Origin of the sequence: Candidatus Tisiphia endosymbiont of Empis tessellata (assembly GCF_964031035.1) — a bacterium.
Taxonomy (GTDB): Bacteria; Pseudomonadota; Alphaproteobacteria; order Rickettsiales; family Rickettsiaceae; genus Tisiphia.
Genome location: NZ_OZ034997.1, coordinates 597,358 through 613,473 on the forward strand (window position 1 = coordinate 597,358; position 16,116 = coordinate 613,473).

Consider the following 16,116-nt stretch of genomic DNA (forward strand, 5'->3'; position numbering starts at 1 on the left):
TGCTTGCAAAAACTTGAAAATTGATAGATCAGTTTTCAAGTTTTTATTTTTTTATGTAAAGTTTATGATTACTACATCTTAAGGATTATATGTCACAAGATTACATGTCACAAAAGCTTGGTTTTTGGTCAGTTTTGGGTTTAGTTATTGGTAGCCAACTTGGCACTGCTATTTTGATATTACCAGCAGGTTTAGCCCCATTTGGTATTTTTAGTTTAGTTGGATGGATAGTATCTTCCTGTGGTGCCATAATAATAGCACTTTTATTTGGTATACTTTGTGCACGATTTCCACAAACAGGTGGACCTCATGTTTATTTAAAGCAGGCATTTGGCAATGATGTAGCATTCTTCACTGGGTGGACTTATTGGATTATTTCATGGGTTAGTACAGCTGTAGTAGTTATTTCAGCTGTTACATATTTAACACCTTTAATTGGTGTGCATAATAGTTTTATATGCTTAATTCTGCAAATATTATTGTTATTTGCTGTTATGTTACTAAATTTTAAAGGTATAGGAGTAGCAGGGCGTGCTGAATTTATACTAGCAATGTTAAAATTTATTCCATTAATAATAATACCAGTTGTAGCATTATATCAGTTTGATAGTAATAATTTTGTTATGGATAAGAGAATAACTAATTTAACTTTTTCTCAAATTCTTGGTGAAGTAACGTTACTGACATTTTGGGGATTTATTGGTGTAGAGTCAGCAACTGCTCAAGCTGGTTCAGTAATTAACCCATCAAAAACAATACCAAGAGCAATAGTAATGGGTACACTCTGTGTGGCTATTTTATACCTTATTAATAGTATTGGAATAATTGGTTTAATTCCACGAGAAGATTTGATACATTCTAACGCCCCTTATGTAGATGCTACTCAAATAATTTTTAGCGGTCAGTGTCATCTACTTATTTCTTTGCTTGCTTCAATTATTTGCATTGGAACGTTAAATGCTTGGGTATTAATCAGCGGACAAATTGCTTTAGGATTAGCACAAGACGGTTTAATGCCATCTTTTTTTGCTAAGAAAAATAAAAATGGAGCTCCAATTTGGAGTTTGTTTGTAAGTTGCATTGGAATATTATTATTATTGATTAGTACAACAAATGAAGATTTGTCAGAACAAGTTACCGCAATAATTAGTTTTTCAGTTATCTCTTTTTTATTTGTATATCTAGCCTGTAGTGTAGCTTTTTTAAAATTACTGCTAGCAAAGTTAGAAGAATCTTCACTATATAAATGGTTAATTGCTTTCGGATCAATTGCTTTTTGCCTATGGATTATTTGTGAGACACCATTAAAGGTCATAATACCAGCTATCTCATTTATATTAAGCGGAGTACCGGTTTATTTTCTTTGGTATAAAAGGCAATAAATGCTTAAATTTTGTATATTTTTGTTAACTATACTATTATTATTACAAGGATGTAGCTCCTCATCTACCAACAAGACGCTTTTAACTATTACTACTCAGCAATTACAAAAAGATCATAAACTAAATCACGGCACTTTAATTATACAATATAATTTAGCAGCACTAAGTAAAAATAACTGCATCTATGCAAAAGATTTTGGTCTTATTATTAATGATAGACAATATAATAAGACTTTCTTACAAAAGTTTAAAGCCAGTTGTGCTGAGAATATTAATAACCAAGCAATGATCAGGTCAACCAAGATTAAGAACCTGCTACTAAAATTAAATTGTAAGTATAAGTTCTTATCCCAAGAAGAATTACGATTTGTTCAAAAAGCTAGTAATAAAAATAGTTCCCATAATATTAATGAGCTAGCACAATTAGATAAGCTAACTGCTACTATTCCTATAATGTTACCACAATATAATAACGTAAAGATTATCAGTCATTACGGCGTACGCAAACATCCTAGGAAAAAACAAAATTCCACTGTGGGACAGACTTAAAAGGCTATAGTAGCTCTCCTATTTATGCCTCTGCTGATGGAATAATTACTACCATAAGGCGAGAACGTGCTTATGGAAATTTGATAGAAATAAAACATTCAAATAAATTTATCACCAAATATGCTCACTTGAGAAAAATACATGTAAAAGAAGGAGATATGGTTATAAAAGGTCAAATGATTGGGCTTCAAGGGAATAGTGGCAATAGTACTGGGGAACATTTACATTTTGAGATTTGGCTTAATAATAAACATGTCAATCCTTTTGATTTTGTGTCACATGCTTGTAACTGTTGAAAATTTTGCTATAATAGACCTCTTGTCTAATGATTAATCTTCAAAAACAGTAAAAAAGAAGCCGTAGCTCAGCAGGATAGAGCGAGCGATTCCTAATCGCTAGGTCGGAGGTTCGAATCCCCTCGGCTTCACCAAATAAATGTAGTAAATTCCCTACATTTCCATATTTTTTTCTAATATTTTAGAACAATTAGATTTAGTTTAACAATTTAATTTAATAACTGTAATTTATTTAGGTAGTATATATGCAAAACAATTCATTTACTTTTACTAAAGAGGCTATAGACAAAATTACCCCTCCTGCATTTACAAGAGATAATAAAGGCAAAGTTATTCGTCCTGAAATTGTACAACATGTTTACATATTTAAAATTATCAAATATTTTCTGCAATACCCTAACTACAGCCTCCTGTTTCCACGCTTCAATTTCTTCATTAAACAAAGGTCTATCTAATAAAGCAAGGCTTACCCCTTGTGCAAAATAAATTAACTTCTGCAATTTTAGTTGAGTTATGGTATCTCCAGCTTCTCTATCTACTAAAACCAAGAAGTAATTAGCTATATCAAAGCAGCTTAATATTCTTTTCTATTACGTGCATAGTTCTCATTTTTTTATCTAATTACTTTTATAACACACATTTGTTATTATTAACATACTATTAGTAAGAAATTCATTTTAACTTAAATATTAATAATGTTAAGATACACTAAAAATTAGTATGTAAAGGGTATAACTATGGATGAAATTATTCAATCAAAGGTAACACTTACTCAGACTCATCTGACAACAGAGCAAAAATATACTACAGGTTTACTTTTGATAGGTACATTTTTAGAGTATTTTGATCTGATGCTATATATTCATTTAGCAATTCTGTTAAATGATCTATTTTTTCCTAAGACTGACCCACACGCTGCTTCACTCCTAGCTGCTTTAACTTTTTGTTTGACCTATATATTCAGACCTGTTGGTGCTTTGATTTTTGGTTATATAGGAGATAATATTGGTTACAAAGCAACAATTGTTACAACAACTTTTATAATGGCTATTTCATGTATTATTATTGCTAATTTACCTGTTTATGACCAAATAGGTATTGTCTCTACTTGGATAATTATCATATGTCGAATTTTGCAGGGCATATCATCCTTAGGAGAAATAGTAGGTACAGAACTTTTTCTGACTGAAATGACCAAGCCACCCATTCAATATCCGGTTGTCGCATTAGTTTCAGTTTGTACGATCATCGGAGGAATGGCAGCACTTGGTATAGCATCTTTTAGTACGTCATTTGGAATCAGTTGGCGTATGGCTTTTTGGGCAGGTGCATTAATTGCCGCTGTTGGGACAATGGCTAGGACAATGCTGAAAGAAACACCAAAATTGTTAAGGCAAAAATCAGTAGTGGATAATTCTATTGGGTCTACAAAATCTAATATGACAACAATGTTAGCTTACTTTTTGATACAGTGTGGATGGCCTATATGCTTCTATTTTGCCTATATCCATTGTAGTAGCATTTTAAAAAACTCTTTTTTATTCGTCGGAGGCAGTAATTCATCATAATTTTATTCTTTCTATATTATCTTTGGTTGGCTATTTAATCTTTGCTTATTCAAGTTATAAAATATACCCATTAATAATTCTTAAGATAAGACTAGTAATATTCTGTATTTTTGTTATTAGTTGTCCTTATTTGCTAGACCATTATAAAACCCCATTTACCCTATTGCTAATCCAATTCATTACTGTGGTATTTGGTTTCTACTCCATGCCAGCTGATACAATTTTTTTCCGACATATCCCTATTTTTAGACGATGTACTCACGTTAGTTTGTCTTTCGCTTTGTCTCGTACTTTAATGCATATTATTGCTTCTTTTGGTTTGGTATACCTAATAGAATATTTTGGTAATTATGGGTTATTAGTTATTATGATTCCAATAACCCTAGGGTTTGCTTTTGGCATCTATCACTTTGAAAAGTTAGAAAAGCAAGCTGGTTTTATTAATCCATAGACCTTACGCATGATTTTTCTAAGATATCGGGTATCTTGTAACGTGTTAAGCGTTTCTACTATTTTTCTCATATAAACCTCTTATTATCTGAATACTAGTTTCGATAGGTAATTTTGTGGTCACAATCCCTCTACCATAGCTAGTTAAAAAAAAGAGACCTATTAATAGCACTAAATTATGACCTTATCCCGAATTGACATAATACCGATACTAGAGTTAACGATAGCTGCACATAAGGCGTATAAATATCCCCTCTTTAAATTATTCAAGTATACTGCAAAAACTTGAAGAGTTGGTAAACCAATTTTCAAGTTTTTGGGTAAAAAAACCTAAATTTCTCTAGCACTAACCCATTGATAGGAGCTGCGATCACTAAACACTTGTCGTAAGAATTGGTTATTCAGAGCATGACTAGTTTTATAACCCGTGATGTCAGCTATTAGATGACCTCCTGTAGTATATAAATCTCCGAACAGATCGAGAAGTTTGTGCCGTACAAATTCATCTTTATATCTAAGTCCATCGTGATTTATTATAATATCTTGATCTATACCTATAGCATTATCGAGAGATGCACCACGTGCCAAACCCTTGCCTTTTAAATATTCAAGTTCATGGATAAATCCAAAAGTTCTAGCATCAGCAATGTTATTCTTGAAAGACTCATTCTCTGAGAAGACTAAATTTTGCTTGCCAATAGCTTTGCTAGCAAAATCTATTGTCATATCAACTGTCATGCTATGAGCAGGGCTGCACACTAGCTCACAATCTTTGTGAATTGCCCTAATTTCTTTTAATATTTTTAGGTATTTCTTTGGAGCATTTTGTAATTGTCTACCAGCACATTCTATCATAAAGACGAATGGTTTACTGCTACCATCCATTATCGGGATTTCAGGACCATCGATTTCAATTATTAAATTATCGATTCCACATCCCCAAAGAGCTGCCATTAAATGTTCTATAGTTGAAACATAAATATTATGTTCATTTTTTATAGTAGTAGATAAAGAAGTTTCTGAAACATTTAAACAACTAGCTTGAATAAAATTTATCTCTTGCCTTACATCAGTTCTGACAAAAACAATACCGGTATTTTCTACAGCTGGTCTTAAAGTCATCTGAGTAATGTTACCGGAATGAACGCCTACACCATAACAACTTACTGGGTTTAGTATTGATACTTGCATTGGTTAATTTTGTTAACATTTTAGAAATTCAACTTATTTTAATGCCTTAAACAATTACATGCAAGTTACATTATGTTACAAAATATTTCATCAATCTATATACTGCTCGTAAATGAAGATTTGATAGACGATAGAATTAAAATCATGGTAGTAGTGTGACTAGTTGTACGTGAGCATGCGAATCCATGATATTTTCAAAAAACAATTCTTAGGAACAGAAGAGTATACCTTACTCTGTTGAATCTGGAAGTCTGTTCTTCAGTATAAAAGGTAGTTGTAGTAAAAAGAAAATGATCGTTATAGGTATTGCTCCAAATATTTTAAATATAACCCATGTAGATTCTGCAAAATTACGCCATATTATTTCATTTAACACTGCCATGAACAGTAAAAAACCAGCAGATCTATAGCTTAAAATATTCCAGTTCTTATCTTCAAGTTGGACAAAATGATTAAACATATATTTCAAAAAGGCCTTATTTCTTATGGCACTGATAAAAAATGTACTACTAAAAATTACATATAGAATAGTTGGTTTGATTTTGATATACATAGAGTTACCACTAATCAAAACTATACTAGCTGAGACTAACAACACTCCAGAAGATACTAAGGAGGATTTGGAAACTTTGCCTTCTATAAGATAACACAGACTAATACAAATAATTGAAGTAATAAGTATATATAACGTCGCACTTTGTATACTACCACCATAAAAATAGCCAATAAAAAAAGCTATAAGCGGAGCAACTTCTGATAAAAAATTAATCATAAATAGTTTTATTTCTCTGTTACTACTTTTGTGTGTCTGATTTTTATTTGTATTAAGATATTAATTAAACCTAGAGTGCAAACATAAAAAACAACTTGTAATCCGTTAGGTCTAGCAATATATCCAGTAATCATTTTTAGGAATTTACCATAGATACTTCTGTCAGAAATGAGCCAAGAGCTATCCCAAAGCTGGTCGGATAAAATAGTAATAATCCCTGAAGAACTCAATATACCAGCAGCTTCCGCTGCAAAACCACTAGCAACAAGCATTAATAAAATGGAAGATATACGAAATATATATAGTTGGTTTACTATTTTTATTAAACCTAAATAGATAATGACACCCAAGGTTAGACCACTGACTATACCAATAATTAGTCCTAGTAGATAGCTATTACTGTCAATAATTTCGACTGAAGAAATACTATAAACTAATATAATAATTTCCATTCCTTCTCGAAGAATAGTTGCCGCAACAATCAGTACTAGCATTATATAACTACTATCACCGCTACTAATTTTTACAGACAAATCATTAAGATTTTGTTTTATCTTAATACCATAACCTTGCATCCATACTATAGTCCAACCAATTAATGCAACTGTTAACAAAATAACTCCAGAGTTAAATATCTCATCACCTAGACCACTAAATGCTACGGTTATACTACGAGCAAAGAAAGCGAATAACGCAGCAGAAACTGTACCAAGCATGACTCCAGCAATTATATAAATTCTAGATTTTTCTAATTGTTTTGTCACAGCAAGTATTACACCAAGCAACAAAGCTATTTCTAAGCATTCCCTGAATAACACTAATGCTATTTTAAACATCTAAACCTAAATAAATTTAATTAACAATGAGAGACCCTTGTGCTGTCTCTTGATGAAAGTCTCCAAAAAAATCATATTTACCTGGGGCTAAAGGGGCAAGGATGATATTTATAGAGTCATTTGGCATAATAATCTTTTCTCGGTGCAGATCATGACTCTCAAACTCTTCTACTGTACTATCTTGGTTGTGTATAGTAAAACGAATCTTCTTACCACTTTCTACTCTAATAATATTTGGCTCAAATCTATGATTCTTTATAACCGTTACAATTTCTACTATATGAGTATCTACATCATTCTTAGATGTGCTTCGATGATTAATTGCAAAAATTATTATACCTATCAATAGAATAATACCTCCAAAAAATTGAAGGATAGTTTTTTTTCCCATAGTTTTAACTTGAAAGCTTTATTAAAGTTACAAAATACACCAATACAATCATAGCTACAAGCATATATAATAGAGTGTAGTTTTTTTGTTTTTTATGATCCTTCATTTTTTTGGGTAAATTCATAAGCACCCTCCCTATATTATACAATATATTAGATTTCCACTAAGTCATCAAGAATCAAATATTTTTTATAACAATACTTTGTTTCTCCTCTAACCAATTAATGATTAAACTGAACAAGATTCTAGAATTAGCTAGCTAACTCTGATAGTTTGTACAATAAGTAATTAGCTATTGATAAAATGATAAAATCTTGTATACATAGTATCTGTACAATGGGTGAAGATTAATTGACAACCAAGTAAATAATAGTGTTTATAAGTTCAAATCTTCTACAATTTTTTATGTTAGATAATGTTGCTAAGATTTTTTTAAGTTTTAGTCATGATATAGTCATTATCCCACTACTGATACTAGGCTATATTTGGTTAGAGCAAAAAGTGTTTTTTAATGCAATATGTTTAATATTAATAAGTATGTTATTTAATTTTGCTCTAAAAATTACATTTTAAGTACCACTATCCGCTCATATTGGTAAATAAGGTTTTGCTTTTCCAAGTGGTCATATGCAGTCTTCAGTTGTTTTGTATGGTTGGCTGATGACAAAAACACAAAGCCGTATATGTAAAATTCTGATAACTGGCTTGCTATTTGGAATAGGAGTGAGTTTAGTCTATTTTGGCTATCATAATTATTTTGATATTCTAGGAGGCATATTTTTTGGTTCTTTATTAATAGCCTTTTATACATTTCTTGCGAGCACAAAAAAGCAAATATTGCCAGCAATTTTATTGACTTTTACTACATTTTTGATGTTGTACATTGCATCTATACATAGTTGTACATTGCATCTATACATAAGGTAGAAGAACATCTATATATGGCATATTACGCTCTTATTATAAATCTACGAAGCAAAATATCAGCAACAATACTGTGTTTTTTCATGCTCTTTATAGTCAAAATGCTTTTTACAATTGGTTATATCTCCTCTTTACCATTAGCTATCAGGCAAATACAATGGGCTATAATCGGATTTTGTATCCCAGCATCAGTTTTTATTGCAAACTATATTAATCATTATAAGCGTTCTTTCCATGATAGATTCTAGTTGGATTGTAGAAATAAGAACAGATTTTCTAACAACCATATTTAAGTTATTTCCATTTTTTGCTAGTGATTACTTTTATATTACCATTACTGCTTTAGGATATTGGTTAAATCCATCGGCATTATTATTTAGATCATTAGGATTTTTAATATCTTTTTGTACTTTACTTAATTGCTTGTTAAAGAATTTATTTAAAATATCGCGTCCTGACATATCTTTACATTTAATATCTGTGTATGATCCTTTTGGCTTTCCTAGTGGTGATGTTCAAGTGGCAACCAACTTTTTGGCTAGCAATCTTTTTAAGTCTTAAAAATAGTCCTTTCAAGTATTTATGTTTACTGCCAATAATTGGTATTGGTCTTTCAAGAGTATATCTTGGTGTTCATAGTATATATGATGTAATTGGTGGTTTGATATTTGGATTTTCTGTTTTACATATATGGAAAACATATTTAGAAAGAGCATTGCTTGTAGAAGTGTTTCAACATAGTTGCAAAAAATTTTGGTTTTTACTTGCTATAATAATTTCACTATACACCATAGTGTCTCAATCTTTACCATGGCCACCTATGATACCGATGGCAATAGGAGCTCTCATTAGCTTTGGGCTATCCTTACGATGGATAGAAAATCAGGCAGTTGGTCTAACCAGCACAAAATTAGTATTCCAACCGCTCTAATATCCCTAGCCATTTTAATTGGCATAGCAAAATTCATACCTACTGTAAAAATAAACATTTTTATTTTCTATTGTAGTATTATATTAAAATATAGTTTTCTTGTTTTTGGAATTTTTGTATTAATTCCTAGTACTATCTCTAAGATCACTAGATCTAATAAAATTGATATATTATAAAATACCCGAATTCGCGTAATGCAATAAATTATCCGTTATTTAGATACTAAGGCAGCATATGGCAAGACCAGATTTCACCAATTCAGACAATATCATAAAAGAAATGATTAGAGTAAATCATGCTGGAGAATATGGGGCTAAACGAATTTATCAAGGGCAATTAAATTATTGCAAAAACCACGAAGATTCCTCTACAATAAAACATATGATGCAGCAAGAAGAAGTACATTTGAGCTACTTTACTAACTTGTTATTACAACATAATGTTAGACCAACTATTTTGATACCATTTTGGCATATTATTGGCTATGTACTTGGTAGTGGATCGATATTGATAGGAACAAAAACTGCCATGCTACTAACGCAAAGTGTAGAAGAAGTGATTGAACAACATTATCAGAAACAAATAGATTATCTCGAATTGTATAATTTAGAGAAAGAATTAGTAAATAGCATAAAACAATTTCAGGCTGAGGAAATTGAACATAAAGATATAGCTCTAGTACAAGGTAGCAGTAAGGTAGTATTTGCTTCCTTAATTAATAAAGTTATTAAATTAATGTGTAATATGGCTATTAATGTGAGTAAAAAAGTTTAAGTTACTCAAATAGAAATAAAATGAATGAATTACAACAACAAGCATCTGACCCAGAATATTCTGTTTGGGTTTCTGCCTCATCTGGTACAGGCAAAACCAAAATTTTAACAGATAGGGTGCTACGGTTACTAATTAAGGGAGTTCCATTTGAAAAGATCCTATGCTTAACTTTTACTAATGCAGCCACCCTTGAAATGCAGAGTAGGATTAAAAATAAGCTTGCTCAATTTGCTGCAAACGAAACCGCTAAATTAACTGAAGAGTTAGGTTTATTACTTACTAGAGAGCCTTTAGAAAGTGAGGTACAATATACCAAAACTTTATATAACAGACTACTAAACTCTGAAGATGGTATTAATATTTATACTATCCATGCTTTCTGTCAGAAGATGCTTAAATTATTTCCTTTTGAAGTTGGCATTAATCCAAAATTTCAGGTTCTTGACGAGATTACAGCACAAGGGGTTGTTAGCAAAATAAGAAACCAAATCTATTTAGATCTGACTTATAATGAGCTGATTAGTTTTTTTCTGACAAATTTCCATGAAACAACTATCAATGATATTTTCTCTGAAATAATCCAGCAAAAAATTAAGTTTAAGAAATTATTTGCCAAACAAATGGATTTTGTAGAGTACGATGCTCAAACTATTTTTGCACAATTATCAAATATTTATGACCAAGCTAGGCAATTATTGGCAAAATACTCAATAGCTATTGACTTAGATCAAGAAATTCAGCAATTTTTTCTTACTAAAGAAAACCTTAAGCGTAAGAATATATTGCCTAAATCTATGGCAATGAAGTATCCAAAGTTATTGAATGAACTTGAATATATTCAAGAGAAAATTTTTCAGCTAGATCAACAAGCTAAAATGCAAGATATGGAGAATTACTCAAATTCATTACGTAACTTGGCAAAGATTTTTCTTGATAAATATGATTCCTACAAAACCCAGCATAGTTTGCTTGATTATGATGATTTAATTTATCTTACGCAGTTATTATTAACGGATAATGCTGCAAAAAATTGGGTAGCTTATAAACTTAATGGTGGGATTGACCACTTGCTTGTTGACGAAGCACAAGATACTAGCCCGGAACAATGGGACATTATCACTGCAATTATAGCAGACTTTACTTCTAGCACTAAGCAAAAAAGTACTATTTTTGTCGTAGGCGATGAGAAACAGTCGATTTTTAGCTTCCAAGGAGCAGATATTAGCTTTTTTAGTTATGTTAATGAAAATTTGTATAAAAACCTATCTGATGCAAATAAGAATTTCAGAAATATTACTCTCCAGTGGTCTTATAGATCTACTAAAGAAATTATTGATATTGTCTATCTAATTTTTCAACAAATTAAACATACTACTCCACAATTATTTACATCTGATAATCCTAAAATTTTGCCATTTCGTCAAACTCATAAAGGTAGAGTTGAACTTTGGCCATTAGTTAAGGGTGAAAAAGAGAGTAAGTTGTTTTGGCCTTTACTAGAAGAGCATAATAAATCCAAATCTGCTCAGCAATTACTTGCACAACAAATTGCTAGTTTTATAAAAAGCCAAATAGCAAGTAGAAGAATCCTGCCTGCTACTAATTCCGCAGTCAAAGAATCAGATTTTATGATTTTGGTACGCAAGAGAGATGAGTTGATTTTTGAGATTATTAACTGTCTTAAGCAACATGGTTTGCCAGTAGAAGATGTTGATCGGATCACTTTAAATAAAAGTTTGTCAGTATTAGACTTAATGAGCATAGCGAAATTTGTACTACTACCTCAAGATGACTTGAATTTGGCTAGTCTATTAAAATCACCAATAATTGGTATGAGTGAACAGGCACTACAAACTATTTCAGTTTCTCGGGGCAAGAATTCTATTTGGGGTTACCTACAAACTGTCCTAGACTATGCAAGTATATATAAGAAACTATGTCATTTCTTGCAGCTATATAAGGTTGCCAATTGTGAGAATTTTTTTTCACTTATTGTCGATTGTTTGGATGTTAGAAAAGTTTTAGTTGAGGCTAATGGATTTGATAGTAATGACGTAATAAATGAATTGATATATTTGAGTAGCAATTATGCTAATAATATAGATAGCTCATTGCAAAGCTTTGTTTATTGGTTTGAAAATAACAAAATTGAGATTAAAAGAAATTTAGAATCGTCAAGTAAGATAAAAATTATGACCGTGCATGCTTCTAAAGGTCTGCAAGCACCTATTGTTATTCTGTGCGATACTAGTTCAGTACCAACTAATAGTAATAAATTCATTTGGGACGAAAATCAAGTGTTCTCTACCACTCAATCAGCCAATAGCCCAGAATTCTTTAAAGTTCTCAAAGAAAAGGAGCAACAAAAAGACTTACAAGAATATATTAGACTACTTTATGTTGCAATGACTAGAGCCGAAGACCATTTAGTGATATGTGGTTATCAGTCAAGTAGTAAGCTACCACAAAATTGTTGGTATGAGTTGGTTGCTAGAACAATGAATATGCACGGGAAGGTACAGGAAAATGGTATTATAGTTTATGAATCAGTTATTGAAGGAAGTGGAAATGGGCAGGAATCTAAAGAAATAGACCAAAAAGGTGCTTTAGATATTCTAGATCCCGCACCAAAGCAGGATGACATTGAAGGCAGCCGGAATGACATTGAAGATTGGATACCAAACCTTTTTTTAATTAATAAAATCACCAAAAATACAAAGCAAAATTATTCAGTCAATTCTCCTCTTATAGTTAATGATCATTTGGAATATGGTAAGATATTTCATAAAATTCTAGAAGATGCCACAAAGATCAATGATTTTTCTATGATGAATAAACATCCGTTTATTCACAAGTTACCAACAACTCTGCAAGAAAAGATTCATAGCAATATTGATAAATTACTGAATAATATAGAATTTATGGCACTTATTTCCCAAGAGCTAAAAACTGAAATGACGATAGGAACAACTCTAAATGATGAGGTTAAGATAGGAAGAATTGATTTACTTGCCATTGATACAGGGAAAATAACCATTATTGATTATAAATCCGATGCTAGTCCACCTAAGACCTGTCAATTAGTTAAGGAATCTTATATTGACCAGTTGAATTTTTACCGACATATAGTAGCAAAACTATATCCTAACAATGAAATGATTTGCAAAATTTTATGGCTAGAAAATGCCAATTTTATGACGATTGGTTAACCTTTAACCAATAATACACAGGTAATATGACAAAATTAGTGAGAGATTTAGTTCCGCAAATTATCTTAAAATCTGGTCGAATACCAGTCTTTCGTATTGCAGAATTGGCTGAGTATAAACAATTATTAAGACAGAAACTTTCTGAAGAGGTAGAAGAATTTTTAGAAAGTGAATCTATCAAAGAAATTGCTGATATCATAGAAATACTTGAGGCAATATGCAATAGCAACTCTTATAAATTAAAGGATATACTAAACATTAAAAAGCACAAAAAAGATACCAATGGTGCTTTTGACAATAAAATAGTTTTAGAAAAAATAACCATAAAAACCTAAGCTACTCAATAACAATCAAGTGAGTCAATTATTAAAGGGCTGGTGACTAATTTCAAAGATTGTAGTGATAAGCTGGAAGACATGGCGGTTTAAAAGTCACAACTAATGATAGAAAATTTGTTTTTTTAAAATGCATAAATGTCATTGCGAGAAAGCACTGCAAGCGGCGACGTAGCAATCTTTTGAAGTAATACTTGTCCCTATTTCACAAGATTGCCGCGTTGGCGATTCCATCGCCTCCTCGCAATGACCTTGGTTATTTTTCTGCAACTTTTAAACTGCCATGATGAACTCTAAAACTGCTTCCTCTTCGAACTTTCGATAGCTCTGACCTACAATCCCTGAAGACGATAACACAATTCTTGATTTTCTATCTGAGTATACCCTGCAAGGTCTTTTGTTTATCTTACTTTACCCATTCTAGCTTTTGGTGTAGATTTTACCGTTACAGGTTTTACTTTGGGTTCTAACAATATTTCTTTAATTTTTAGGCTTTCAGCTACAACCTTTTCTGTGTCATCTATCTTAGCCAATTTTTCAGGAGTAATTTTATGCATCAAATGCTTCGATAAACTAGAGAGTCCTATTTTCTCACAAAAATTTGCTACCTTATAACGCATCTTATCTGCAACAGTTAAATTAGGGGTCGTCATTTCCATTAAGTGAGCTGTTGCTACAATATTCTCTTTATAATGCAGATCGTTCTGTATTGCCTTAACATCCTCATCAGTAAGGTGTTTTTCTTTGTTTAGATGGGTTAATAATTTGTCGTAAAACCTTTCTAGTTTTTCTATAGTAATCTTTTTACTTGCTGTTACTGTTTCTTTTATGAAATCCTCAACTTTCTTTCCAAAAGATTCAAGACGTTTGTCTATATCTGCAACATATTCTGTTGGATTCAAACTTGTTACACTTTTTTGAACCTTCGACACCGAGACTTCTAGCTCTTGCCATTTACCATCTAGACTCTTTTGCCATTGTTGTTCTTGAACATTTATTGTTACAGGTTGAGTAGGAACTTTAATTTGATAATCATGTTCGCTAGCCCACTGTAAAGCACTTTTTCCTTCAATTTCAATATTATGGTGAGCTGCATAGGCTACCGGGTCTTTAATAGGAGATTTAGCAAAAGTTTCTAACCACTGACCGTTTTTAAATTCAGGAGATACATTACTAAATTTAGCCACTATGTCTGCTGCTCTTGCTACCTCTTTCATATTATTGAGGTTTTCCTTGATATGTTCTTTATAAAATGTACTTAATTCATTAAAATCATTAATTTGCTTTTCTTCAAATTTATTACCTTCAAATCTAGCTGCTACAATGAGACCTTCTGGAGAGAACCCATGTTTTTTCAATTCATCAACTTTTTGATCAATTATAGCCTCTATTTGCTGATCGTTTAACTGATTGGTCATTTGTGCTAATGCTTTACTATATTTTTCAATGTTAAACGATAAGTTACCTGCCTTAATAGCTTCAGTATAGTTAACTCCATTCTCTGAAAACATTTTATGTGTTGCCTCAATCATCGCACCAAAATCTTGGTGAAACATTTCAAAAGATCTACCGTGATCTATTTTAGTTACAGTCTTCCCATCCTGCACCATCAAATTACCGGCATGATAATCCAATTCCCCTAACATATGACAAGCAGCAATAACCTTTTCAAATCCTTCTAATTCTTTTAATTTTTGATCATTTGCTCCAACGCTAGTAGTATAAGTACCCTTAGCAAACTCTGCAAGCTGCACCACGTTATTAAAAAATTTAGAACGTATAGCAATTGATGGTGAATTGACCTGATCAGATACTACTAATGCCTCTTTAGGGGTGCGATCATATAATAAAAACTGATACATAGAAGAACCGATTAACTCCCGCACACCATCATCCCGATCTGCTAAAGCTTGCTGCTGTTTTTCTCCCTGTAGAGCTAAACAACTCCTATGCTGTTTATAGAAACGTTTTAACATGAAAATATTACCAGTTGCGGTTTCCTTAGCAATATATCCAGCAGATACACCAGCTTGCTTATTACCTTTTTTTGTAAATTCTGTATTTTTAACCGTTATTCTATCTCGTAGCATAGTTTCAAGCGAATCTTTTTTGGATTCTTCTAGCTTTTTTGGACGTGCTGGCTTATTTTCTGCAACTAATGCATCCATAAGTGGAATATCTATTAGCTCTCTTAATATTTGATTTTGATCTCCAGGAAATGCTTCTTTTATTACCTTTAATGCTTCACTTACAATGTATTTAGAATGTGTAAGTTTCCGCATTTTCTTTTTATACAAATCAATATTAGAGTCTGATGGCTCTTGAGCAAGTGCTATCACGCTACTAGCAAGTTTTTCACATTTTTTAGAGATTCTATCATTTACAACTTGATCTTTACCATTTGACTTTGTCAGTTTTATTAAAGTTGTAAATAATTGGGTATGTAAAGATTATTTAATTTCTTCTTGGTTTGTTGCCATAAAAATCTAACTCTTTATAATTAATTGT

Annotated in this window: 14 protein-coding genes, 1 tRNA gene and 3 pseudogenes; 11 read left to right on the forward strand and 7 right to left on the reverse strand. The window is 31.6% G+C overall.

All coding sequences use genetic code 11. The annotated features are described in order from the left end of the window. The first annotated feature begins 104 nt into the window (after positions 1-104). From AAHM86_RS03110 to AAHM86_RS03120, 3 genes and pseudogenes are all read left to right on the forward strand, one after another. On the forward strand, positions 105-1,382 hold the full coding sequence (locus AAHM86_RS03110; RefSeq protein WP_342268364.1) for an APC family permease: 1,278 nt from the start codon (positions 105-107) through the stop codon (positions 1,380-1,382). Then, a pseudogene (locus AAHM86_RS03115) lies at positions 1,383-2,227 on the forward strand (M23 family metallopeptidase). Positions 2,228-2,284: 57 nt separating this feature from the next. Next, positions 2,285-2,361, forward strand: a tRNA-Arg gene (locus AAHM86_RS03120). Between the two features lie 123 nt (positions 2,362-2,484). Here AAHM86_RS03120 and AAHM86_RS03125 read toward each other — a convergent pair. Next, positions 2,485-2,775 (reverse strand): Panacea domain-containing protein, encoded by a 291-nt coding sequence (locus AAHM86_RS03125; protein WP_341747625.1) that lies wholly within the window; start codon positions 2,773-2,775, stop codon positions 2,485-2,487. A 189-nt stretch (positions 2,776-2,964) separates the two neighbouring features. On the opposite strand from AAHM86_RS03125, the gene AAHM86_RS03130 reads away from it, so the two are divergent. Both AAHM86_RS03130 and AAHM86_RS03135 read left to right on the forward strand, forming a co-directional pair. After that, on the forward strand, positions 2,965-3,795 hold the full coding sequence (locus tag AAHM86_RS03130) for an MFS transporter (RefSeq protein WP_342268259.1): 831 nt from the start codon (positions 2,965-2,967) through the stop codon (positions 3,793-3,795). A gap of 280 nt (positions 3,796-4,075) precedes the next feature. Further along, positions 4,076-4,246, forward strand: coding sequence for a hypothetical protein (locus tag AAHM86_RS03135; protein ID WP_342268260.1), 171 nt, complete (start codon positions 4,076-4,078; stop codon positions 4,244-4,246). Between the two features lie 329 nt (positions 4,247-4,575). Here the strand turns inward: AAHM86_RS03135 and lpxC are convergent, their stop codons facing one another. The 4 genes from lpxC to AAHM86_RS03155 all read right to left on the reverse strand — a co-directional run bounded on the left by lpxC (position 4,576) and on the right by AAHM86_RS03155 (position 7,435). Continuing rightward, positions 4,576-5,436: a UDP-3-O-acyl-N-acetylglucosamine deacetylase gene (lpxC, locus tag AAHM86_RS03140; RefSeq protein WP_342268261.1), complete on the reverse strand. Its 861-nt coding sequence runs from the start codon at positions 5,434-5,436 to the stop codon at positions 4,576-4,578. A gap of 229 nt (positions 5,437-5,665) precedes the next feature. Beyond that, positions 5,666-6,208, reverse strand: a complete 543-nt coding sequence (locus AAHM86_RS03145; protein ID WP_341751322.1) for a septation protein A — start codon at positions 6,206-6,208, stop codon at positions 5,666-5,668. Positions 6,209-6,216: 8 nt separating this feature from the next. After that, positions 6,217-7,044: an FTR1 family protein gene (locus tag AAHM86_RS03150; protein WP_342268262.1), complete on the reverse strand. Its 828-nt coding sequence runs from the start codon at positions 7,042-7,044 to the stop codon at positions 6,217-6,219. Positions 7,045-7,060: 16 nt separating this feature from the next. Beyond that, complete coding sequence (locus AAHM86_RS03155; protein WP_342268263.1) at positions 7,061-7,435, reverse strand: cupredoxin domain-containing protein; 375 nt, start codon at positions 7,433-7,435, stop codon at positions 7,061-7,063. A 621-nt stretch (positions 7,436-8,056) separates the two neighbouring features. Between AAHM86_RS03155 and AAHM86_RS07170 the strand changes: the two are divergent. Next, positions 8,057-8,362: pseudogene (locus AAHM86_RS07170) on the forward strand (phosphatase PAP2 family protein); the annotation flags it as partial. A gap of 320 nt (positions 8,363-8,682) precedes the next feature. Here AAHM86_RS07170 and AAHM86_RS03160 read toward each other — a convergent pair. Further along, entirely contained in the window at positions 8,683-8,820 is a 138-nt protein-coding gene (locus AAHM86_RS03160; RefSeq protein WP_342268264.1) for a hypothetical protein, read from the reverse strand. 23 nt (positions 8,821-8,843) lie between these two features. Here AAHM86_RS03160 and AAHM86_RS03165 point away from each other — a divergent pair, with 23 nt between their 5' ends. From AAHM86_RS03165 to AAHM86_RS03185, 5 genes and pseudogenes are all read left to right on the forward strand, one after another. Beyond that, positions 8,844-9,290 carry a phosphatase PAP2 family protein gene (locus AAHM86_RS03165; RefSeq protein WP_342268265.1) on the forward strand — a complete coding sequence of 149 codons (447 nt, stop codon included), beginning with the start codon at positions 8,844-8,846 and terminating at the stop codon, positions 9,288-9,290. A 234-nt stretch (positions 9,291-9,524) separates the two neighbouring features. After that, positions 9,525-10,064 (forward strand): demethoxyubiquinone hydroxylase family protein, encoded by a 540-nt coding sequence (locus tag AAHM86_RS03170; protein WP_342268266.1) that lies wholly within the window; start codon positions 9,525-9,527, stop codon positions 10,062-10,064. A 20-nt stretch (positions 10,065-10,084) separates the two neighbouring features. Further along, positions 10,085-12,562 (forward strand): annotated as a pseudogene (locus AAHM86_RS03175) (UvrD-helicase domain-containing protein); the annotation flags it as partial. Further along, positions 12,548-13,273, forward strand: a complete 726-nt coding sequence (locus AAHM86_RS07175; RefSeq protein WP_410521574.1) for a PD-(D/E)XK nuclease family protein — start codon at positions 12,548-12,550, stop codon at positions 13,271-13,273. The pseudogene AAHM86_RS03175 and the gene AAHM86_RS07175, both read left to right, overlap by 15 nt. A gap of 26 nt (positions 13,274-13,299) precedes the next feature. Further along, the gene (locus AAHM86_RS03185) at positions 13,300-13,608 is read left to right on the forward strand and encodes a nucleoside triphosphate pyrophosphohydrolase (RefSeq protein WP_342268267.1); all 309 of its coding nucleotides are present in this window, start codon (positions 13,300-13,302) and stop codon (positions 13,606-13,608) included. A 401-nt stretch (positions 13,609-14,009) separates the two neighbouring features. Here AAHM86_RS03185 and AAHM86_RS03190 read toward each other — a convergent pair whose 3' ends face one another. Beyond that, on the reverse strand, positions 14,010-15,947 hold the full coding sequence (locus AAHM86_RS03190) for a hypothetical protein (RefSeq protein ID WP_342268268.1): 1,938 nt from the start codon (positions 15,945-15,947) through the stop codon (positions 14,010-14,012). Positions 15,948-16,116: the final 169 nt, after the last annotated feature.